Origin of the sequence: Mucilaginibacter litoreus, from assembly GCF_042676805.1 — a bacterium.
Taxonomy (GTDB): domain Bacteria; phylum Bacteroidota; class Bacteroidia; order Sphingobacteriales; family Sphingobacteriaceae; genus Mucilaginibacter; species Mucilaginibacter litoreus.
On sequence record NZ_JBHTHZ010000005.1, the window covers coordinates 637,538 to 660,498 of the forward strand.

The 22,961-nt window shown below is 43.0% G+C and carries 19 protein-coding genes; 12 read left to right on the top strand and 7 right to left on the bottom strand.

What is annotated here, in order from left to right:
* Positions 1-2 precede the first annotated feature (2 nt).
* Entirely contained in the window at positions 3-1,634 is a 1,632-nt protein-coding gene (locus ACFQZX_RS10910; RefSeq protein WP_377114982.1) for a hypothetical protein, read from the bottom strand.
* A gap of 115 nt (positions 1,635-1,749) precedes the next feature.
* Here ACFQZX_RS10910 and lepB point away from each other — a divergent pair, with 115 nt between their 5' ends.
* Together lepB and ACFQZX_RS10920 are read left to right on the top strand one after the other, a co-directional pair.
* Positions 1,750-2,847: a signal peptidase I gene (lepB, locus tag ACFQZX_RS10915; protein WP_377114985.1), complete on the top strand. Its 1,098-nt coding sequence runs from the start codon at positions 1,750-1,752 to the stop codon at positions 2,845-2,847.
* 188 nt (positions 2,848-3,035) lie between these two features.
* Positions 3,036-3,365: a hypothetical protein gene (locus ACFQZX_RS10920; protein WP_377114987.1), complete on the top strand. Its 330-nt coding sequence runs from the start codon at positions 3,036-3,038 to the stop codon at positions 3,363-3,365.
* Here ACFQZX_RS10920 and ACFQZX_RS10925 read toward each other — a convergent pair.
* Complete coding sequence (locus ACFQZX_RS10925; protein WP_377114989.1) at positions 3,359-4,930, bottom strand: PAS domain-containing sensor histidine kinase; 1,572 nt, start codon at positions 4,928-4,930, stop codon at positions 3,359-3,361. The genes ACFQZX_RS10920 and ACFQZX_RS10925 overlap by 7 nt on opposite strands.
* Before the next feature lie 148 nt (positions 4,931-5,078).
* On the opposite strand from ACFQZX_RS10925, the gene ACFQZX_RS10930 reads away from it, so the two are divergent.
* Positions 5,079-7,895: a S9 family peptidase gene (locus ACFQZX_RS10930; protein ID WP_377114992.1), complete on the top strand. Its 2,817-nt coding sequence runs from the start codon at positions 5,079-5,081 to the stop codon at positions 7,893-7,895.
* A gap of 108 nt (positions 7,896-8,003) precedes the next feature.
* Here ACFQZX_RS10930 and gpmA read toward each other — a convergent pair whose 3' ends face one another.
* Positions 8,004-8,693 carry a 2,3-diphosphoglycerate-dependent phosphoglycerate mutase gene (gpmA, locus tag ACFQZX_RS10935; RefSeq protein ID WP_377114994.1) on the bottom strand — a complete coding sequence of 230 codons (690 nt, stop codon included), beginning with the start codon at positions 8,691-8,693 and terminating at the stop codon, positions 8,004-8,006.
* Positions 8,694-8,787: 94 nt separating this feature from the next.
* Here gpmA and ACFQZX_RS10940 point away from each other — a divergent pair, with 94 nt between their 5' ends.
* Positions 8,788-9,372, top strand: a complete 585-nt coding sequence (locus ACFQZX_RS10940) for an acetate uptake transporter (RefSeq protein WP_377114997.1) — start codon at positions 8,788-8,790, stop codon at positions 9,370-9,372.
* A gap of 32 nt (positions 9,373-9,404) precedes the next feature.
* Complete coding sequence (locus ACFQZX_RS10945; RefSeq protein ID WP_377114999.1) at positions 9,405-9,785, top strand: SRPBCC domain-containing protein; 381 nt, start codon at positions 9,405-9,407, stop codon at positions 9,783-9,785.
* 63 nt (positions 9,786-9,848) lie between these two features.
* Here the strand turns inward: ACFQZX_RS10945 and ACFQZX_RS10950 are convergent, their stop codons facing one another.
* Together ACFQZX_RS10950 and ACFQZX_RS10955 are read right to left on the bottom strand one after the other, a co-directional pair.
* Positions 9,849-11,210, bottom strand: a complete 1,362-nt coding sequence (locus ACFQZX_RS10950; RefSeq protein WP_377115002.1) for an OmpA family protein — start codon at positions 11,208-11,210, stop codon at positions 9,849-9,851.
* A gap of 520 nt (positions 11,211-11,730) precedes the next feature.
* Positions 11,731-12,159 (bottom strand): OsmC family protein, encoded by a 429-nt coding sequence (locus tag ACFQZX_RS10955; protein WP_377115005.1) that lies wholly within the window; start codon positions 12,157-12,159, stop codon positions 11,731-11,733.
* Positions 12,160-12,259: 100 nt separating this feature from the next.
* Between ACFQZX_RS10955 and ACFQZX_RS10960 the strand changes: the two genes are divergently transcribed.
* The 6 genes from ACFQZX_RS10960 to ACFQZX_RS10985 all read left to right on the top strand — a co-directional run bounded on the left by ACFQZX_RS10960 (position 12,260) and on the right by ACFQZX_RS10985 (position 21,017).
* Positions 12,260-12,736: a hypothetical protein gene (locus ACFQZX_RS10960; protein WP_377115008.1), complete on the top strand. Its 477-nt coding sequence runs from the start codon at positions 12,260-12,262 to the stop codon at positions 12,734-12,736.
* 76 nt (positions 12,737-12,812) lie between these two features.
* Positions 12,813-14,051, top strand: a complete 1,239-nt coding sequence (locus ACFQZX_RS10965) for a nucleoside recognition domain-containing protein (protein ID WP_377115011.1) — start codon at positions 12,813-12,815, stop codon at positions 14,049-14,051.
* A 134-nt stretch (positions 14,052-14,185) separates the two neighbouring features.
* On the top strand, positions 14,186-19,120 hold the full coding sequence (locus ACFQZX_RS10970) for a PKD domain-containing protein (RefSeq protein WP_377115013.1): 4,935 nt from the start codon (positions 14,186-14,188) through the stop codon (positions 19,118-19,120).
* Between the two features lie 2 nt (positions 19,121-19,122).
* Positions 19,123-20,163: a PorP/SprF family type IX secretion system membrane protein gene (locus ACFQZX_RS10975; RefSeq protein ID WP_377115015.1), complete on the top strand. Its 1,041-nt coding sequence runs from the start codon at positions 19,123-19,125 to the stop codon at positions 20,161-20,163.
* 30 nt (positions 20,164-20,193) lie between these two features.
* Positions 20,194-20,601: a hypothetical protein gene (locus ACFQZX_RS10980; RefSeq protein WP_377115017.1), complete on the top strand. Its 408-nt coding sequence runs from the start codon at positions 20,194-20,196 to the stop codon at positions 20,599-20,601.
* 11 nt (positions 20,602-20,612) lie between these two features.
* Positions 20,613-21,017, top strand: a complete 405-nt coding sequence (locus ACFQZX_RS10985) for an OsmC family protein (protein WP_377115019.1) — start codon at positions 20,613-20,615, stop codon at positions 21,015-21,017.
* 2 nt (positions 21,018-21,019) lie between these two features.
* On the opposite strand, the gene ACFQZX_RS10990 is transcribed toward ACFQZX_RS10985, so the two are convergent.
* Together ACFQZX_RS10990 and ACFQZX_RS10995 are read right to left on the bottom strand one after the other, a co-directional pair.
* The gene (locus ACFQZX_RS10990) at positions 21,020-21,634 is read right to left on the bottom strand and encodes a TetR/AcrR family transcriptional regulator (RefSeq protein ID WP_377115021.1); all 615 of its coding nucleotides are present in this window, start codon (positions 21,632-21,634) and stop codon (positions 21,020-21,022) included.
* Positions 21,635-21,749: 115 nt separating this feature from the next.
* Positions 21,750-22,235, bottom strand: coding sequence for a DUF4126 family protein (locus tag ACFQZX_RS10995; RefSeq protein ID WP_377115024.1), 486 nt, complete (start codon positions 22,233-22,235; stop codon positions 21,750-21,752).
* Positions 22,236-22,345: 110 nt separating this feature from the next.
* Here ACFQZX_RS10995 and ACFQZX_RS11000 point away from each other — a divergent pair, with 110 nt between their 5' ends.
* Entirely contained in the window at positions 22,346-22,882 is a 537-nt protein-coding gene (locus ACFQZX_RS11000) for a hypothetical protein (RefSeq protein WP_377115027.1), read from the top strand.
* Positions 22,883-22,961: the final 79 nt, after the last annotated feature.

Below are 22,961 nucleotides of genomic sequence, written 5' to 3' on the forward strand. Positions count from 1 at the left end.
TTTTAATCCCAGTTGAAGGTTGTAACCTGTCCGTCAAGTTTCCATTTGGCAGGCCATTGATTGGTCAACCAGTCCAGTGGCTCGCCTGTTGGCTGCACTTTAGCCGCCTGGGCAAAAGCCTGTTTAATGGCAGCTTTTTGCTCGGCCCCTAAAACAGCAGGATCTGCAGATACAAACAAAGGCGATCCGCTTTGTGCCAGTAATTGCAGCCACTGTTTATTCTTATCCCAGGGCACATCTTTAGTTATTCCTACGCAATCGCCATCGGCGGCATAAAAAGTGTTATTTTGTGTTAAACGGAAACCAAGCGTGTTTACGCCCATCTTTTTAGTACGTGCCCACTCCTTTCCGCTGGTATCGTCACCAATACGGTTTAATTCAAATACTCCGGCCGATAAATGGCTTAGCGTATTGCAGCCTATCAGGTACATACTGCCCGCAGCCTGGCGTATGGCGCCGTACATGTTCAAAATAATTTCGGCGTTGGTTTTGGTTTGATCATAAAAATGCCAGCCGGGTTGGGTAAAGTCAGTAGTCATTTGCATACCCCATTTACCAAATATGTCCCAGGTGGTATAATCGTGCTTAACCATCTCGTATCCCCACTGTTTGTAAAGAGATATATTATGCTTTATCTGCTCAATGTTTTCAGGTACTGATGGATCAAGTATAGGCGTTTTAGGATCATTACGACCATCAATAGACGGCGCAAGCCTGTTTTTAGCCGTATCAAGGCGTGCTATCAAAGGCCTTGTCCATAAGCCGGGGCGCATGCCAAGCGCTTTTACTTCAGCAGCCATTTTAGCCATATCCTCAAACTTGTCATTATGTTTGGAGAAATCATCCGGCAATTCCCATCCATCATCAATTACCGAAAACGGCTTATTGCCGCTCACAGCAAATTCCGCCATGATCTTCGTGATCTCGTTTATTGATTTTTGAGAGTTATTACCATACGCGTAATACCAATCGTTTATACCATAAACAGGTTGCTTAGGCAATAGCGGCTTTTCGCACATCATTTTGCAAAAGCGTGTGGTAGTTGCAAAGGCATTTTCGTTTCCTTTGCTTATTGTGGTCACTACATCAGCAGCATGCAGGGTTCTGTCGCCCAGCTTTACGCCTTCGCCGCCAGAGTGGGTGTCAAGTGTAAGCTCAATATTATCAGGCTTAACCTGCCACCAGCACATAGTATTGCAGCCTGTTTTAACGCCAAATCCGGCTGTTTGCTTTCCGTCATACAGCATAACATACCATGGGTTCTTAACATTTGATTCAGGCGTTTTCCAGGCAAGGTCACCGTATGAGCGCTCCCAGTGGTCGCCCAGCATCTTACTATATTTTTGATTTTGGTATTTCCAGACAAGCCTTATTCCACGTAGTTCGGTTGAGGGTGCCTGCACCAGAATTGCCTGCCCGTTTTTACTGTTTTTCAAGCTAACATTTATTCCGTTTCCGGAGAATGCAGAACCGTTAGCTGCAGTCAGGCGTACCCAGTCGCCGCCCGTTAAAGCCCATGCCTCATCAGGATTATTGATTAATTGTTCATTGTTAGCATTTGCATACGTCAGCCTGCTGTACAGGGTTACAGCCATTGCAGTTGCAGATAATTTTATAAAATTGCGTCTTTGCATAGTTTAGTAATATGGCTTAAATTTATTTATTTAAATAGAGATAACCTTATTTTGTAACAAAATTGATGTCAAATCATCTAATTTTAACGTATTAGCAAAGCGTAAACTCTACAACATGAATTGGAAGTTTTTTTCAAGAAAAAAATCAGCCGACAGGCCTAAGAAAAGCTTATTGCGCGAATGGGTAGACGCCATAGTATTTGCAGTGGTTGCATCTACCATTATTCGCGGATTGATTTTCTCTGCTTATGCCATTCCTTCAGCTTCTATGGAAGGAAGCCTTCTAACAGGCGATTACTTGTTTGTAAGCAAGATGGCCTATGGTGCACGTATGCCCATCACGCCGGTTTCATTTCCGTTTTTAGAGTCAACAATTTTTAACGGCAAAGTAAAAACCTATTGGGAAGGATGGCAACTGCCTTACTACCGCCTGCCTGGCTTTGGTAACGTAAAAAAAGGCGACCCGGTAGTATTTAACTACCCTGCCGAAACTGTGGCACGCCCGGTTGATATGCGTTCACATTATATAAAAAGGTGCGTGGCAACACCAGGAGATATCCTGCAGATTAAAGATGGTAAGGTTTATGCAAACGGTAAATATTATGCAAATGCACCTAAGGGCCAAACTTCATACCTGGTGACAACAGATGGCAATGACCTAAACCCGGACATGATACGAAATTTAAAAATTGAGTTAAGGTTACAATACAGCCCCAATTTGTATGAAATGATCATTCCACCCGATAGCTACAACGAGTTTAAGAATTACTCCAACATTAAGGCTATTAAGGAAGTGATTGAACCGGCCGGCACTTATAACCCACAGATATTTCCGCATAACGAAAAATTTAAATGGAGCGAAGATAATTTTGGTCCGCTGCTTATACCCAAAAAAGGAACTACCATACAACTTAACGACTCTACCATGGCATTGTATGGCCATGCCATTGAAGCTTACGAACATAACAAGGTTGATCGTAACGGAAGTGATGTTGTAATTAATGGTAAAAAGGCAAATAATTATACCTTTAAGATGAATTACTACTGGATGATGGGCGATAACCGCCACAACTCTGAGGATTCTCGTTTTTGGGGGTTTGTACCGGAAGACCATATTGTGGGCAAGGCAATAGTTACTTGGATGAGCGTAGACAGCACCCAAAGCGGCTTAAACCATATTCGGTGGAACAGGATATTCCGGGGCATTAATTGATAGCTTCATAGTGAACTTATACTTAAGGCTTAATGATTATTAAGCCTTTTTAATTGCCCGTAACCGAACAGCTATTGTAGCGTTACCGCTCATTTGCCGGATAAAAGTTTAATTTAAATTATTGATATACAATGATATATAGCTATGGCATTTACTTTGAGGATAAGTATTTGTTGTTAGCGTATCAAATGAAAGATAACAAATATATTATACGGCGTACACTATCGCAGGAGCGATTTGAAGTACTATGGACCAAGCGGAAAAATGGCGAGGCTACACTCAAAGACTTAACCGAGATGGACGAGATCATCAACCGTGATGCCGGTGTTCGCCAATTTGTACTGGAAGAAATGGCCGCCGAACAAAACTCACTTGACGACGACAACGGTTTATCACAAATAGCGCCTCAATTAAAAGTGCCCGCTACAAATATTTTTAAAAGGATTAAAGCTATTTTCGGTCGGCTCTTTATCTTGTCGCCGCAAGCGAAAATCATATCATTTCCTAACGTTTATTGATCTATAGGCAAAGTAAACCAAAACTGGCTGCCTTCGCCCCACTGGCTATCAACACCTATATTACCATCATGCCTTTTAATGATGTCTGCGCTGATGTAAAGCCCCAGCCCCAAACCCGAAAATTGATGTCCAAGTGCATCTACACGGTAATAGCGGTCAAATAAATGCGGCAGTTTTTCAGGATTGATACCTATGCCATAATCGCAAACAGTCACCTTGGCGTTGCTGCCCTCCTGTTCCAGTATCACATCTATATTTTTTGATTGTGGTGAATATTTTATAGCATTACTTAAAAAATTCACAATCACCTGATCAACGCGCCGGTAATCAGCATAAACCATCAGTTCGTCAACACCAGTAACCGCTATTTCATGATCGCTTCCTGGGCTGATGTGTTCGCAACTGTCCTTAACAAGTTCAACCAGGTTGAACCTGTTTTTGCTTAGAGCAAGCTGCCCTTGCTGTATTTTGGTTACGTTAAGCAAATCATCAAGCAAATGCACAAGCTTGCTTAAGTTATTGGCGGCCTTAGCGGTAAACATTTTAAATTTATCCGTTACCTGCTCTGTTTTAACCAGCTTTTGCAGAATTTGGAGCGAGGCATTAAGAGAGGTTATAGGTGTTTTAAGCTCATGGCTGGCAACACTAATAAACTCGTCTTTACGCCTTTCAACCTCGTACTCGTCTGTAACATCCTGTAAAGTGCCGCTAAAGCGCTTGGGCTTTCCTTCTGCCTCAAATATTACTTTTCCTTTAGCCCTTACTGTACGTTTTTCGCCGCTTGTTAAACTTTGTATACCATATACAATGTCATAATAACCGCCAGACCCTGGTTTAAGCACATCTTCTATTGCTTTTTTCACCTTATCACGGTCTGGCTGAACAATGGCATTTAAACCGTCAGTCAATGATATCTCGTCATCAGGTGGTAGTCCAAACCACTGTTTTAACCGCGCATTGCCTATGAAACACCCGGTTTCTGGGTTCAGGTCCCAGGTAGCTAACTCAGCGGCTTCAATGGCAAACTCAAGCTCTTTATTAGCCTCAGCAATGCTTTTATTCAGTTTTACCTTAGCGGTTGTCTCGTTACATACAACCAGTATACCGGCCGGTTTACCGCTTTCATCTATCACCGGGCTATAGCTAAATGTCCAGTAAGCGTCATCTATGCGGTTATACCTGTAAAGCGGAATTAGCTGATCTTCACGCCATACCGACTCCCCTGTTTCAATTACCACATCAATAAGCGGTTTAATTACAGGCCAGGTTTCAGTCCAGCACTCCACTGCTTTTTGGCCTAATGCCTTTGGATGCTTACCAGGATTACCCAAGCTTGGTCTGTATGCATCATTATAAAACTGTATAAGGTTTGGGCCCCACCATAAAAACATGGGGAACTTAGACCTGAGCATAATACTGAGCGTAGTAAACAGGGTTTGTGGCCACTTGTCTGGGCTGCCAAGTTCGGTGCTGGCCCAGTTGTATGATCGGATCAACTCACCCATTTCGCCGCCGCCTGCCAGATATTTTAAATAAGGCTTTTCCGTATCAACGTAGTCGATCATCTAATTATATACTTTAAGGATGGTTCAAGTATGGGCGATAAAGATAAATAATTATTAAAACGTATAATTTATAAACCGCAACTATTTGCAACATTTTTATTTCATATAGAAACGGCCAAATTAATTTTCAGATATTTAGAAGGATTGTATGATGAACAAACTTTTACTTACCTGTCTTATTTTTATTTCGGTTGATGCTTTTGCTCAAAAATCATCAAAAAAACCATTGGATCACAGCGTTTTTGATAGTTGGCAAAACATCAGCGGAGAACAGATCAGCAATGATAGCAAATGGATACTATACGCGGTAAAGCCACAGGAAGGTGACTCACAACTGGAAATAACTGATGCAGCCGGAAAAAAACGCCTGATTATCCCCCGTGCGGATACCGCCCGTTTTACTTCCGATTCTAAATACGCTGTTTTCCTGATCAGGCCGTTTTACAAAGACATCCGCGAAGCGAAGATCAAAAAGAAAAAGCAATCAGAATTTCCTAAAGATACGCTTGGGATAATCCTGACAGGACAAAAAAACATTACGAAGGTACCGGCCATCCGCTCATTTAAAATCGCTAAAGATGCTGCAGTGGTTGCTTATCTGTCGCCGGCAGATACAGTGAAAAAGCCAACTGGCAGCGACACCTCAAAAAAAGCAATTGCTACAACCATTGCCCCGCCCGTTAAAGATGGCGCGGAGTTGACGGTTCAACAATTACAAAATGGCAAAAAACGCAGCTTTAAATACGTCAGCGAATATCAACTGACCAAAAACGGCAAATGGCTTGCGTTTGCAGTAACTGCTCCCAAGAAAAATAAAAGCATTATATCAGGCTTATTTTTGTATGATGTATTGAAGGATACTTTAAAGATCATCAGCACGGGCCGTGGCACCTATAGCCACATTACTTTTGATGATGCCGGGAAACAACTGGCGTTTACAGCAGAAAAGAATCCTGAAAAAGCCCAGGTTAAACCGTTTAAACTTTATTATTACAATACCAGTAAAGATTCGGCTATAGTTTTAGCCGCGGAAAACTCTAACGGTATGCCTGCAAAATGGGCGGTTAGCGGTGATGGTAAGGTTTCATTCAGTAAAAGTGGCAATATGTTGTTTTTCGGCATCGCCCCCATACCAAAACCAATTGATACTACCCTGGTAGATTTTGAACATGCAAGGCTGGATATTTGGAATTATAAAGACGACTATTTACAACCACAGCAGCTTAAAAACCTGCAGCGTGAGTTGAAGCGCAGTTACCTGGCGGTAATCCGCCCATCAGACGGTACAAAAAAGTTAATACAGTTAGGTGATAAAGGTATCAGAGAGGTATTGGTTGCTGATAATAATTCGGATGCCCAATTTGTTTTAGGGCTTACTGATACCGGGGCACGTGTACAATCTCAGTGGGAAGGTGGGTCGCAGCAAGTGGCTTATCTGATCAATACCGCTAATGGCGACCGTATGCGCATAAACAACCGCCTGAAAGCCCGGTACAGCATATCCCCCGATGGCAAGTATATATTATGGTTTGACGCCAAAAACCAGCATTGGTATACTTATGATATTTCCACCGGGAAAAAACGCAATATTACTCTATCTGCACGGGTTAAAATGGGCGACGAAGAAAACGACGTGCCCGACGACCCCTCTGCCTATGGTGTAGCCGGATGGACGGCTGGAGATAAATATGTTTTAATTTACGACCGTTATGATATCTGGAAAATTGATCCGGCGACAGGGCGTGCCAACAATTTTACCGATGCTGTAGGAAGAAAAAACAAAATACAGTTCCGCTATAATCCTGCTGATGACGAAGAGAAGTTTATCCCAAATAAATACCCCTTGTGGCTGTTAGCTCAAAACGAAGGCAACAAGCAGTGGGGCTACTACACTAAATCTTTATCTGCCGATGGTGAACCCAAGAAAGTTGCCATGTCTGCAGTAAAATATAGCCAACTGCAAAAAGCGGAAAAGGAAAATATTTTCATTTACACTAAACAAAGCTATACGCAATCGCCCGACCTGTACGTATCTGCTGATCTAAAGAAGGAAACCAAACTAACATCAATAAATCCCCAGCAGAATAATTACAATTGGGGCACTGCCGAGCTTATAGAGTGGAAAACACCTGCCGGCCATAAATCAAAAGGTATTTTATACAAACCGGAGGACTTTGATCCGGCAAAGAAATATCCGCTGATAGCCTACTTTTATGAAAAACTATCAGATGGGTTGTACAATTATATACCTCCTGCGCCCACGCCTTCCAGGCTGCCTATCTCGTGGTTTGTAAGTAACGGCTACCTGGTTTTTGCACCAGATATCAGCTATCAAACCGGCTATCCGGGCGCTTCGGCAGTTGAGTATGTCAACTCAGGTGTTGAATATTTGAAGAAAAACCAATGGGTTGACAGTGAACATATTGGTATACAAGGGCAAAGCTGGGGTGGCTACCAGGTTGCGTACTTAATTACGCAAACCAATATGTATGCCGCTGCCTGGGCCGGGGCACCTGTTGCCAACATGACATCGGCGTATGGCGGTATAAGGTGGGAAAGCGGCGTTAACAGGCAATTTCAGTACGAAAGGACACAAAGCCGTATCGGTGCAACACTTTGGGAAAAACCCGATCTTTATATTCAAAACTCACCCTTGTTTCAATTACCAAAAGTTAAAACACCGGTTGTTATCATGAGTAATGATGCCGACGGCGCTGTACCCTGGTACCAGGGTATAGAAATGTTCACCGCCTTAAGGCGCTTAAATAAGCCGGTATGGCTGCTGCAGTATAACGATGAGGCGCACAACCTGGTTAAGCGCCAAAACCGGAAAGACATTACCATACGCGAAGCGCAGTTTTTTGACCATTATCTGAAAGGTGCACCAATGCCGGTTTGGATGGCTAAGGGCGTGCCCGCAGTAGACAAGGGCCGCGACTGGGGGCTTGAGCTTAGTGGGCAGTGAATGGTGAAACAACATTACGTCATTGCGAGGAACGGAGCAATCCCCGGTATTAGACTGGCAAATGCGAATGGAGATTGCTTCGTTCCTCGCAATGACGATGCAATCAAATCATTTCAAGTAATAATGCCTGATGCTGTTCAGCTTGTCATCAAGTTCGTACACCCAGGGTGTGGCAGTTGGTATGTCAAGCTTGGTAACCTCTTCATCGCTCAGGTTTTCTATATATTGAATAAGCGCCCGCAGGCTGTTACCATGTGCGCATATAATTACCTTTTTATTCTCCCGGATGGCCGGCACAATGCTTTCATGCCAGAATGGTAAAGCGCGGTCCATCGTTTCACTCAGGTTTTCAGTTAACGGTAGTTCGCGGTAGGTTAAATCAAAATACCGCAAGTAATGTCCGGGAAAGCGTTTATCATCCTCGGTAATAGCTGGCGGGTGCTCATGCGGGTCCCGCCGCCATTTGTGCACCTGCTCCTCGCCGTATTGATCTACAGTTTCCGCTTTATTAAGGCCTTGAAGGGCACCGTAAAAACGCTCGTTCAGCCGCCATGACTTTCGTACCGGTATCCATAGATGGTCCAATTCTTCCAGTATAAAATGCATTGTTTTTATGCTGCGTTTTAAAACAGATGTAAAGCCCATATCAAATGTGTAACCATGCCTGGCTAATAACCTGCCAGCATTTACCGCCTGCTTTAATCCTTCTTCAGACAAATCCACGTCCTCCCATCCGGTAAATCGGTTCTCTTTGTTCCAAACACTTTCTCCGTGGCGTATCAATACCAATTTTTGCATATCTTGCTAATACGTTTTAGTAAACCCTAAACTAAATATTGCTATTTAACTAAATTTAATTAAATTGCTTTATAAACCAATTTTAAACTTTATTATGATACCTACTACTCCTGTTGTAGTGAAGGATGGCATAGCTAATCCTGCACCTCTTGGCCTTTGCGCTTTTGGTTTGACGACCGTTTTATTAAATATCCATAATGCCGGTTTTTTCGACCTTAATGCCATGATATTGGCGATGGGTATTTTCTACGGCGGACTGGCGCAGGTAATAGCCGGTATCATTGAAGCAAAAAAGAACAACACCTTTGGGTTAACAGCATTTACTTCCTACGGTTTTTTCTGGCTGTCACTCGTTGGTCTTATTGTTATGCCAAAATTAGGCTGGGGCACAAAACCATCTGAGGGTGCTATGTGTGCTTACCTTGGGATATGGGGTATTTTTACGTTTTGCCTGTTCTTTGGTACTTTAAAGCTTAACCGCGCCTTGCAGTTTGTATTTGCATCCTTAACCATACTTTTCTTTCTATTAGTATGGGGCGATGCCAGCGGTAACGAAACCATTAAACATATTGCCGGTTATGAAGGCGTTATCTGCGGTTCATCTGCCATATATACCGGCATTGCCAATGTTTTGAATGAGGTTTATGGCCGTACCGTATTGCCTATCGGTGCAAAATAGTACAGCTGGAAATTTCTTGCTAACTTTCGCAAGTGAAAGATTATAAAAAATATTATCTCATACCGGCTACGCCGGAGGAGGTCTATATGGCACTTACCAACCCTGTTACCATTCAACTTTGGACAGGCGAGCCTGCCGAAATGTCGACAGAGCCGGGTTCTGAGTTTTCCCTATGGGAAGGCGCCATTGTAGGGAGGAACATTGAGTTTGAACCAAACAAAAAAATTGTACAACAATGGTACTTTGACGGGCAACCGGAGGAGTCGATAGTTACTATTAAACTGCATGCTGATAAGCATGGCTCATCTGTAGAACTGCGCCATACCAATATCCCTGATGAGGATTACGATGATATTACTGAGGGCTGGAACGATACTTACTTCGGCAATCTTCAGGATTTCTTTTCACTATAAAATCTTTAAAACAACAAAGCCGCTTTGTTTCCAGAGCGGCTTTGTTATTGTTAAAGGTATTTATTAATATAAAGTAAATTCAACACGGCGGTTTTGCTGACGGCCTGCTGCTGTTTTATTGGTAGCAATTGGCTGGCTTTCACCGTAACCGGTAGCTTCGATGCGTGATGGATTAGCACCCTGGCTTACCAGATAAGATTTAATAGATTCAGCACGATCTTTAGACAATTTCAGGTTAGCAGCGTCAGAACCAACATTGTCAGTATGACCGGCCAGTTTAAGGCTGAAGTTTCTGTCTACAAGTAAACGTGCAACACGCTGTAAGCTTGCATAAGATCTTTCGCGTATGGTAGCTTTGCCAAAATCAAACTCCAGGTTGTTAATAGCATCTTTAACCACGCGGCGGTCTTCTTCGGTAACCACTACAACCGGTTTAGCCAATGGGCAACCAGAACCATCTACCTTAGTACCTGATGGTGTGTTAGGGCATTTATCATTTGCGTCGATAACACCGTCGCCATCGCTGTCTACAGTAAGTTTGGCAACGTTTGCGTTAGTAGCATCCAAATCGCTTCTTAACTGAGCATTTTTAGCTTTTTCGGCATCAATTTGTGCCTGTAAAATTTGTTGAGTCTGTTGGTTTTTCCATAAATATTCTGTACGCATTGAGTTAACAGGATTGTAAGTAGCCAACTGCGGTTTCTTGCTGCTTCCAAGGGCAAATTCTAAACCGATGTGGGCATAAGAGAACCTGTCGTTAGTTGAACCTACGTTTACACCATCAAAGTTATCGGCTTGTACAAAGTTAACCTGGTAGCCTAAATCTAAGTTTACGCCTGATCCTAAGTTAAACTTAAAGCCTAAACCCACAGGGATAAACCATTCGTTGATGTTACCATTGCTGGTTGTAGTTGCACCATCTGCATCAACAACTGATGTTTTGTAGCCCATATAACCGGCACCCGCGCTTAAGTATGGTTGTATAGAGCTTTTACTGTTGAACCAGTTGATGTTGGCCAAAGTAAAATTAGCTTTTAAAGCTGCAGACCAGTTTAATTTGGTGTTAAAACTGCTTGCACCTTCTTCACCGCCCATTGGCTGGCCGTTTTCACCGCTAACCTGGCCTCTCAGGAAGTCGGCCTGTAAGGCAAAACCTGGTAAAAATTGTTTTTGAATGTAAGCGCCGTAGCCAATTTCAGAATGTGCCCTTCTGAAATCCTGACGGTTGTTAGGACCAAAAATAGTATAAGGTGTTAATAAGCCACCATGTACGCCTATAGTCCACGTACGGAATGAGCCACCGCCCGAGAAAGGTTGTGCATAATTGTTAGAGTTTACAGTTGTGTCGGGGGTTTGTGCAAACAATTTACTACCAACCATTATACCGGTTAACAGTAATGATGCTTTTTTTAAATTTGTCTTCATAGTAATCATTTTAAAGTATCGGCCACAATAAATGGCTTCAGATACTGCGCAACAGACAACAACAGTGCCATCAAAGTTGATTTCCAATAAAAGAATACTTGTAAAAACCTGATGGTTGCGGTAGATTATCAGTTATAAAAGACTGCCATTTAAGCCTTTATTAACCACCCGGCACCCCTTGAAATGCCGAAGGGTAAAGTTTATAAAACGAAAGCCGACATAACACAAGCATTGGCCTCAATACTATACAAACATGAAGCAAAAGGGGTCCGAAAGGCGGGTTAAGCCATACAGCAACGATACAAAAACGCATTTGCAAGATAACGGCCGGCACTTATTACAATATATATAAATTAACAGGTGCAGCGGCTTTTAAAATGCATTTGTGGATACGATATTAGGTTTAAGGAATAAATTTACAAAACAGGCCCTGTTCCGTAATAAAGCAGTTTAACGGATTCGTGCAGACCGGGTAAAGCCAGCCTCTGCTCAATTTAGCCAAGAAAATAATTTTTACTAATTACTCTGCCGGGTGAATAAACACCTTCCATTGTATATCAGCATCAGCTTTATATAGCGTTGCTGCAACCGAACAATATTTACCTAATGAAAGCTCAACAGCTTTTCTTGCTTTCTCTTCATCCACCTCGCCATAAAGGTGAAATTCAAGGTTGATAGTTTGCCATAAAGAAGGTTCCTTGCCGGCTTCACGTTCGCCAGCTATCACCATTTTATAATCAACCACATTCTGGCGTTGTTTTTTAAGGATGGCGATCACATCAATAGCGCTGCATCCACCCAGCCCCATCAACAGCATTTGCATTGGGCGTACACCAAAATTCTGGCCGCCGCTTTCGGGGCTGCTGTCCATCTTTACCGAGTGTCCGTATTCGTCAGTAGCTTCAAAGCCGAAATCGCCGCTAAGGCGTGATAGTTTAATTGTAGGCATAGCAATGTAATAATTTTGCTAAGTTATGTTTTTGCAAACACAATAAAACATCTGTTCCCTATATTGACACCGCAAATACAATCCAAACCTTATAGTATTCATGAAAAAACTGCTTTTATCAGGGCTTGTGCTATTTTTCACCGTACAAGCCTTTGCACAGGCTAAGTTGTTATCTTACGACGACATCAACTATCTATTACACAACAATATCAGCAAGGCTGATACCTTTTTTAACGCCAAAGGTTATACACTCGCCAAAAAAGATGAAAAGAAAAAGTTAAGATCATACGCTTTGAATATTAACGGCGGCACTTATAACAAGGTTAATCTACGGTCTGACGGTAAGCGGCTTTACATAGAGATAGATACCAACGAGCCTGCACAGTATAATATGATTTATAACTCCATTGCCCAGTATGTTGACAAGCAAAGCACTAACGATGATGTGCAACTATTTAAAGTAAAGGATGTTGGTGAAATTTATATCATGACTAATGACGGTGGCGCCTTAAGCCCTATCAGAAAGGAATACTATATACGCATTGCATCAGATAAAAGCATCACAGCTTACAATTAAGTAAGTACTATCTTTAAAAGCTTACAATGAAGGTAAATTATTTAAAATATTTTATCTTCATCCCGTCAAACACGCTATGGCTTTAAATTATATCTGGATAGCTTTTTTTATCATCGCTTTTGTAATAGCATTTGCCAAACTGGTGTTTTTGGGCGATACCGATGCTTTTAAGGTTTTGGTTGACGGCATGTTTGATAGCTCCAAGTCATCCGTAATGGATATTGCGCTGCCATTAGCCGGTAATATGGTGTTATGGCTTGGCATCCTCAACATTGGCGAACGCGCCGGTGCCATGAATTTTTTGTCGCGCATTGTTGGTCCATTTTTAAGCCGCTTATTCCCCGAAGTACCTAAGAACCATCCGGCAAACGGACAAATGATGATGAATTTTTCGGCCAACCTGCTTGGGCTGGATAACGCTGCAACCCCTCTTGGCCTTAAGGCCATGGGCAGCCTTCAGGAACTTAACCCGGATAAAGAAACTGCATCAAACTCGCAGATCATGTTCCTGGTGCTGCATACATCGGGCTTGCAACTGCTACCTGTAACTATTATCGCACAGCGTTTTATATTGCATGCCAAGGATCCTGCAGATGTTTTGATCCCATGCATTATTGCCACCTATGTCGCAACGGTTATAGGGATGATAGCTGTTGCCATCAAACAAAAGATCAATTTGTTTGACAGGGTAATACTAAGCTGGCTGGGGGGGTTAACCCTGTTTATAATAGGCCTTGTTTGGTATTTCACCCAGTACCTGGATAAGGAACAAATCTCTACCGTATCTAAGGTGGCCAGCAACCTGCTTCTTTTCGCCATCCCGGTAGTATTTATATTGGGCGCATTACGTAAAAAGGTAAATGTGTTTGAAAGCTTTATTGATGGTGCAAAATCCGGCTTTGAGGTATCTGTAAAAATCATTCCTTATTTGGTAGCCATGCTGGTGGCCATAAGTGTTTTCAGGAACAGCGGCGCCCTTGATTATCTGAACGGCGGCGTTAAATGGGCGGCTACCGGGTTAAATTTAGATACCCGTTTTGTTGATGCCCTTCCGGTAGCTTATATGAAGCCGCTAAGCGGATCTGGCTCTAAAGCGATGATGATCAACACCATGCAAACTTATGGCCCTGATAGCTTTGCAGGCCGGCTTGCATCGGTATTCAATGGATCTGCCGATACCACTTTTTATATTGTAGCGCTCTACTTTGGATCTGTAGGGATAAAAAAGTCCAGATATGCCATACCTGCCGGGTTGATCGCTGATTTTGCCGGTGTAATAGCCGCCATATTTATATCCTATTTGTTTTTTGGATAGCTAAGCCGCCTTTTATCTCTTTTTTACGGTTGTAGCCTGTAACTGTTTTTTCTGTTTTGCGTATAACGACATGAGCAGGAGCTCTCTCCTCCTGCTCATGGTTTACATCGTTTGGAATATTTGATTAACGCTTAATGGTTAAAACTTTTACCAAAAGTTTATTTTTTCTACCTATTTTCGTTTTGGCTACAATGGCTGTTTGGGCTCAATCCATCACCATTGGCACTATCAATCCAGGACCTTACGGGCGCGGCTCTACCATTAGCGTCCCTGTAAAAATAACTGGTTGTATTAATGATACAACTAACGTCTACAGTCTTTATTTATCAGACGCTAACGGCAACTTTGGCTCACAAAAGTTAATCGGCACTTTCCAAGGCTTTTATGCAACCTTTATAAATGGGGTTGTTCCTTCTGATGCAAGCATAACAACCAGTTCAAATTATAAGGTACGGGTAACATCAAGTAAGCCTGCTATAACCAGTACCGCATCAGCGGCGTTTCAAATCCAGGCTACGGCTGGTATCAAGGCGGGTACGTCGTCTACGCAAATAAACGCAGGAGTGGATCCGGAAGCTTTTGGTTCCTGTTCCGGTATTGCGCAAAACTTTACATTTACCAACACCTCTGAAGGCGGTAACGCGGCAACTGCAACGTTTTTTAACGAGCTTACCCAGGCAAGCGAAGGCACTTTTAATTTAAACACAACCTTCCCGGCAAAGGCAGCGAATTATACGGTTACAGTTAAAACTCAGACAAGTTCGGGCATTATTGGCACAAAATCGTACCAATTGATCAACAACGTCGCAAATAACAGCTTTACCATAACCGGTAACGGTACAGTATGCTTGGGTGCAGGCAATACTCTGGATTATAACGTGGATATAACCACAGATAATGGCATCCAAAAAAACTATCCGGGATTAATCTATAAAATCACATGGGGAGATAGCACTTCAAATATTTATACGCTTTGCGATATTGCTGCCGCCAACGGTAAGGTAAGCCATATGTTCTTAACATCATCATGCGGTAGTAACCCCAATGGTCGGAAAAACGTTTTCCAGATAGACATACAGCCTAAAAGCAGATATTGCAGTAACATAACCCAACCCGTTACTACTTATGCCAGGGTTTTAGCACCACCTGAAAACACGTTTGATTATCCCGAAACTGCTTGTTTAAAAACACCAGTTTCATTTGCAAATACATCAGAACCTGGTGATGACCCAAACAGTGCGGGTATAAGCTGCAAAAACGATAATGTTAGATACACATGGATGGTTGATGGAGTAGTAAAGGTAACAGGCTACAGATTAGACCAGCCCTTTGTTTACACATTCAGCAGTAACGGAATACATACTGTAACTCTTCACCTTGAAAACAATGGAGTTATTTGTACTGCTGCTGACAAAACCCATGAAATATGTATCCAAAATCCGCCCGTTCCGGCGTTTGACCTTCCTGCACAAGCCTGTATAAGTTCAGGCGCGGTATCACCGGTAAATAACTCTACGGTAGACAATATCTGTAATACACCTGTTACTTATAACTGGGTTTTAGTGAGCGGCCCTGCAAATGGCGTTAACTATACAGCCAGCGCCCAAAATCCGTCTTTCAATTTTTCTAAAACAGGCATTTACCAGTTCAGGCTTGATATCACCACTTCAAGCTGTGGTACGGTGAAGGGGCCGGTTAAACAAATAGTGGTGAATACTACCCCTACCGCGGTAATGTCGCCTACTACAACGCAGTGCGGTAAGGGTGTTACATTAAGTTTTGATCCTACGGCAGTATCTACAAAAACCACGCTTGACGGTACTGCACAGCCCTCGCCAACAACATATACATGGTCGGTCACCAGTGCAGATAACGGAACGTTTGCTTTTGCATCCGGAAGCGACGAACATAGCCAATATCCAAGGATCACTTTTAACGACTACGCTACTTATGTTGTAACCGTAACGCATACCAATAACTGCGGAGGCCCGGTTACTGCTTCGCAGATCATTTCATTCGTACCTTCGCCAACTGTATCAGCCGGGCAACCGCAAACCGTATGCGAGGGTGAAATTGTAACACTAAACGGATCTCCCGGACCCGGTGGAAATATCGCAAGTGTTAAGTGGACCAGCCCTACAGGTGGTACATTCTCTAACCCTAACGGGCCAAATACTACTTATACACCTTCTGCAGCTGATATTGCAAACGGAAGTGTTATGCTGACTTATACGGCAACTACATCCCTTGCCCCGCCATGTAACCAGATACCAAGCACTGTTACTATTACCATTATCCCTAAAGCCGTTATTACAAGCCCTAATGCCGAAAGCGTTTGCAGCGGCACTAATTTTAATTATACGATAACATCGCCTACGGCTACCAGCTTTAACTGGACAGCAACCCTGACATCGGGCATAGCTACTGGCTTTGGCGCTACAGGCAGCGGAAATACCATCAATGATCTTATAACCAACACGGGCACCACCAACGCTGTGATAACTTATACTATCACTCCAAATAATGGTACCTGTACAGGCACACCCTTTAAACTTACTTTAACAGTTAAACCTTTGCCTGTTGTTACTGCTACCGCTGCAGAACCAGAGATTTGCAGCGGTCAGCCTGCCAACATTTCCTTATCATCTAACGTAAGTGCAACTACCTACACCTGGACAAGTACTTCAACCGCTGGTGTAACAGGCCATACCAGCCAAAATACACCTGTAACTGCTACAAAAATAAATGATATTTTAACTAACACCGGCAATGCTAACGGTACGGTTACCTATGTTATCACACCTTACAATGGTACCTGCCCCGGTACTGCAGTTACAGTGACCGTTACAGTACGGCCCGGGCCCAAAACATCAGATCCGGGGCCTGATAACGTGATATGTAATCAACCAACTTATACCCTGCAAGGCAATGATCCGGCACCGGCAAATGGAAAATGGACTATCACCAGCGGCCAGTCTGGCGTTACCTTTAGTGATAATACAGACCCAAATGCCGTTGTATCGGGCTTGCAGCCAGGCCAGGTGTATAAATTTACATGGACCATAACTGCTGCTCCAACATGCCCTTCGAGCGCCAATACGGTCACCATAACCGTGAGCCCTCAGGTAGTGGGCGGCACAACTGCTTCTGCCACGGGTGTAAATACAGTTTGCGCGGGTGCTAACAGCGATAAAATTAATTTAACAGGTTATACAGGTAATATCGTACGCTGGGAGCAATCGGTTAATAATGGATCAAACTGGACAACTATAGCCAATACCACTTCAACTATTACCTATACCAATCTTACACAAACCACACTTTTCAGGGCGATTGTTGAAAGTGGCGCCTGCGGTTCACAAAGCTCCTCGGCAACCACTATCACAGTCAATCCGCAGGTTACCACAGCGGCGGCAGGTAATGATCAAACGCTGTGCGATGGTACAACTGCCACGTTACAAGGCAATGATCCGGGGCAGTTTGCAGGCGAATGGACACAAATAAGTGGCCCGGTTGTAACCATAGTAAACCCGGCCAATGCACAAACGCAGATAACTGGTTTAGCCGGCGGTAATGTTTATACCTTTAGGTGGACGATAAAAGGGATTCCGCCTTGCGCCGATAGTTTTGATGAGGTTACTATTACAGATAACTCAAACGTACAGGCCAACTTTACAACTCAAAACCAGGTATGCGGTAATGTAGCAGTTACTTTTAACAATACCTCTGCCCCTTCTTTACCTGGTACGGTTTATGACTGGAATTTTGGAGATGGCTCATCGGTTTCACATGAAGTTAACCCTACGCATACATTTAAACCCAATGCTAACGGAACCGATGCACAATACCATGTAATACTTACCATTGCAGGTAATTGTGCAGCAAGCCAGCATGAGGAAATTATTACAGTTAGCCCTTCCAAACCTGTTGCGGCCATTACACTACAATCGGCGCAGGCGTGCGGTACACTTAACTTAACGGTACAAAACACATCACCAGGTACTAACTACAGCTATGATTATTACCTGTACGACGAAAACCATAACGTAATTGACCATGTAGGCCCGCTGTTAGATAAGTCTGATGCGGTGTTTCCGCCTCATATACCTACAAAAGCAACTACATGGTACGTACAAATGATTGCTACCAATAATTGCGGGGTAACTAATAACACAGGATTTATAAATATCAGCGTTTCGCCATCAAATATCATATCCCGGATGCAACTAAAAGATGGTGTTGATGCGGTTTGTGTGGGTAACCCGGTAATTTTACAGAATACTTCTGTAGGGGGCGAGAAATTTGAATATAAAATTTATAATGCCAGCAATAATCAGATAACTTTTTTCACTGCCGGCACTACAGATTTCCCTTACACTTTTGCTTCACCTGGCGAGTACAAAATAACTATTACAGCATCTAACGCAGCATGTGGCTCTGCTCCGGAATCGGCGCCCGTAAACGTTAAGATATATGCCTTACCTCAGCCAAACTTTGCATATACACAGGATGTAAATAACAGGGTAACATTTGTTAATACTACCCCGCCGTTAGATGGGGTTCCTGCTACGTCGTTAAGTTATCAATGGGATTTTGGCGACGGATCGGCCATCGAGACCGGCTATACACCTGCCCCTCATTTGTTTGATTATACTAAATCACCTTATACGGTAAAACTGACTGCTACTAACCCTGCCACATCCTGCCAGCGGCAAATATCGCAAACTATCAGTATCAAATTTACGGGCGAATTGTTCCTGCCTAATGCATTTCAACCGGCATCAACGCAAAACGAGCTGCGCACCTTTAAGGCAAAGGGGCAAAAGCTTAAGGAGTGGAATATGCAGGTATTTAATAAGTGGGGGCAGCTGGTATGGCAAACTACTGCTCTGAGCGGCGACGGCTCGCCATCTGAAGGTTGGGATGGTACCTTTAAAGGGCAACCGGCGCCACAAGGCACCTACATTTGGCAGGCAACAGCCAAATTTCAGAATGGAAGCGAGTGGAAAGGAATGTCATACAACGGATCGCTGCCTAAACGTTCAGGTGTGATATATTTAATACGATAGAGATGAAAGTACTGAGAAAATACTGTTTAACGCTTTTAATAACAGCAATAATACCGGTTGTTACCGCCAGGGCGCAAGACCACATGTATTCGCAGTTCTTTAACTCTCCGGTTTATTTAAACCCGGCACTTAACGGCCAGTTTGAGGGCGACCTGCGCATGAACCTTATTTACCGCAACCAGTACACATCTATACCCGGCAACCTCTCCTACCTTTCGGCCTCTATAGACTATAACGTGCCACAATTTGGTGGCGGTCTTGGGCTGATATTTACCCGGAGCAGCGAAGGCACGGCGTACCTGAATAAAAACAATATCGCAGGCATTTACTCGTACAGTGTAGGTTCACAGGACTATGTTCTATCTTTTGGTATTCAGGCCGGGGTAACTAATCGTTCTATTGATTACAGTAAACTGGTATTTGGCGACCAGATAGACCCCAGCTTGGGTTATATACCAGGCTCGGTATCCGGTGCAGACAGGCCCGATTTTAATAATAAGTTTTACTTTGACGCCGGCGCAGGAATCAATTTAACCTTAAAAAGCTTTAATATAGGTGGCGCCGCGCAACATATTAATCGCCCTAACGAGTCTTTTACAGGTACCCCGGCACAACTTCCGGTAAGGGCTACGCTACATGCAAGTTACAGGTATAACTTATCAAAGGATGATAACCTTTACGACGATGAAAAGTCATATCTGATACCTTCTGTAATATTCTACAAACAAGGAAATGCTCAATCTTTAAACGCGGGTATGCAGTATAAGCGCCGCAGCATCAATGCAGGTTTGTGGTACCGAGGCGGCGGTTCGGGCGGGCCAAGCGCTATCGTTTTATCATTTATTTTCGATCTGTTCATCAACAGGGAAGGCGGCGAAAAACTGCGTTTTGGGGTTAGCCACGATGTACCTGCCGGCGGATTAAATTATGGTAACACAAGCGGCACAACTGAAGGCAGTATAGGGTATGAAACTACTTTACCTTCGCGTCAGCGCGGTGAGCGTAAATTTAATGGGGCGAGCCGTTGCTACGATTTTTATTAATAGCTATTTTCACGGCCTCAATTAAATCTTATGCCAAAAGATTATTTGAAGGATAAGGCTTCAAAACAAAAGTCGGCTTTCAGAGCGGGATGGCTTATTGCCTTAGCAGTGTTTATTTTTGCCGCGTTAATTATAAAATTCGCGTTATCAGGTTCAGCATTATTTAATGGGTTACCCGATAGCGATGCGGCATATACGGTAGCTAAGAAATTTATTACGCCAACGATCCGTTATGCTAACGTTTCGTATTCAGATTCGGAATACAAGTATGCCAAACAATCAGATTCGGTTTATGTTATCAAATCGTCCTACACTTCTGTTGATGGCACCGGGGATAAGTCGACAACCAATTTTAAAATCACTTTAAAGTATAATGGCGGTATGGCTTCAAAAACCTCAAACTGGTCATTATTAAACTTGGTTCAGGGGAATGATTAACCAGCATTGGGATGAATGAAGATAATACGCCAATAGTAAGCGCAACTGCGCAAATAGCACATGCAAAATATCAAACCATTGTAAAAAGCGGTGGGCACACGCTTATTGTTGATGAACCGGTTGATAAACATGGAGCTGATACTGGCATGTCTCCTTATAACTTATTACTGGCAAGCCTGGCAAGTTGCACAATTATTACGCTGCGGATGTATATAGATCGTAAGATGTGGATAGTTGATGAAATTGATATCTACCTGGAGCTTTTTAAGAAAGAAGGCGGTGTGCAGGTAGAAAGCAAACTTACATTTAAAGGGGAATTAACGGATGCGCAAAAGAAACGCCTGTTAACCATTGCAGATGCCTGCCCTATTCATAAGATATTGGTGGGTGATGTTACAATAAATAATACACTTTAAATTTACCGTAAGCCTTTAATAAAAATATCTATCAGCAATAGGCGTTTATCGTGTATTTCTTCAAGATGTTCTTTAGGGGGGAAATCCTTTTTATGGGGTATTGCCCCGCTTACTTTAATACCATGTAACGAATCCAAAAAAACTTCAACAACCTGCAAAGGGTTATTTACAGGTGTGATATTTCCTTTTTCAACTTCAATTTGTATAGCATCGGCAAGCAGCTTTGTTTCCGCATTACGTATATGGCCGATTGTCTCCCATATAGTTTCCGGCAGGTTTTGCTCATTCAGCCTGAAGTAATCAAAAAAATTATAGTTGTGAACTATGAATTCATGATGGGTATTAACCTGGTAAAGAAACGCCTGCCGCAGATCGGAAAAATGCCCGAATTTAGCTTCAAGCTGCTTTAAATAATCGTTGGCTATTTTGCGCATAACAGCCATATACAGCTCACTTTTATCAGGAAAATAATAATAAAGCAGCGCTTTGGACATAGCCAGATCGCCTGCTATTTCGTTCATGGTTGTCTTAGAGTAACCATAATGAAGAAAACGTTGATAGGCGGCTTCTAAAATCTTTTCGCGTTTGATGTCCTGCTGCTCTGTTGTTATGTTCATTCTATATCATAAGTGTTTATGGCGGTCCTGCTAATGTTTGACTTTTTAACAAAACTATCAAAACCTTTAACAAATGTGTCAGCCTGACGCAAATTATGATTTTTAAATGTTAAACCTACAGTTTGCTGACTATAGTAACACCAGCCGCGATTGTAAGGATATCTTCGCAAGCACCTATGACAGGATCGGGTAGTCTGGAGTTTTTAACTACTTGTCTGCGCAGCATAAAACACCCGAAAGTTGACGCTGTAGCCATAGCTCCGCCTATCAGCCCTCCTATTAAAGCATTTTTATTTTCGCCTTTAAAAACCGCGGCTCCGCATAAGCCTCCGGCTATTATACGGCCAATCAATCCGGGGGCAGCTGTACGGTTAGGTGCCGAAGGCATTTTATCGCCCACTAATTCTGCTACCGCAAGCACCTTAAATACTTTTGATGCGGGTATGGTTTGCAGCCATTGCAGAGGTGAATTTTTTAACTGCTCAGTTGTATTCCGGCTATATATATGTGTCAGCACCGCAGGTGCATACATTGATCGCATGCCGGCTACCAAGCCTAATGCCGCGGCACGGCCATAAGTTTTATTTGTTGATAAGCTCATTACAAATTGATTATTCTTTCTTGAAGTAACAGTTTCTACAAAGGCAGTGTTTTGATTAAAAAAATAAACCATCAGGAAAAACTATTGTTAGTTACTTAAATCATTCAACCATGAAAATACATGAAGATAATGCATTGGGCGCTTTAGGTAGTGCTATAGGCAAAGGTTTACTTGCCGGTTTGGCAGCTACCGCTGCTATGACCCTATCACAAACCATAGAAATGAAAATCACCAGGCGCGAAAGCAGTGATGCACCTGTTAAGGTTGTGGAAGATGTAGCCGATGCCAAACCCTCGGCCCCAGAGGATAAACAAAAGCTATCGCAGGAGATACACTGGGCCTATGGTACTGCATGGGGCATTGCCCGTGGTTTAATAGGTTTAACAGGTTTAAAGGGGGTGCCAGCAACGCTGGTACACTTTGGGGCTGTTTGGGGTACTGCATTGGTAATGCTGCCAAAACATGGTGCAGCAAAGCCAATTGATGAGCAGGAACCAAAAGCAATAGCTATAGATGTATTACATCATGGTGTTTATGCCGTAGCTGCAGGCCTCGTTTATGAAGCACTTGATGCAGGCAGCAGGCGCGAGCGGAAACTTAACAAATTAGCAGGCAATTTAAAAAGCCTTATTAAACGGTTTAAATAGTATATATCGTAAATCTAAGTGGTGGCGTTGTAATGTCACCATTATTTTAATTGACCTGATAACTAATGTTTTACGCATG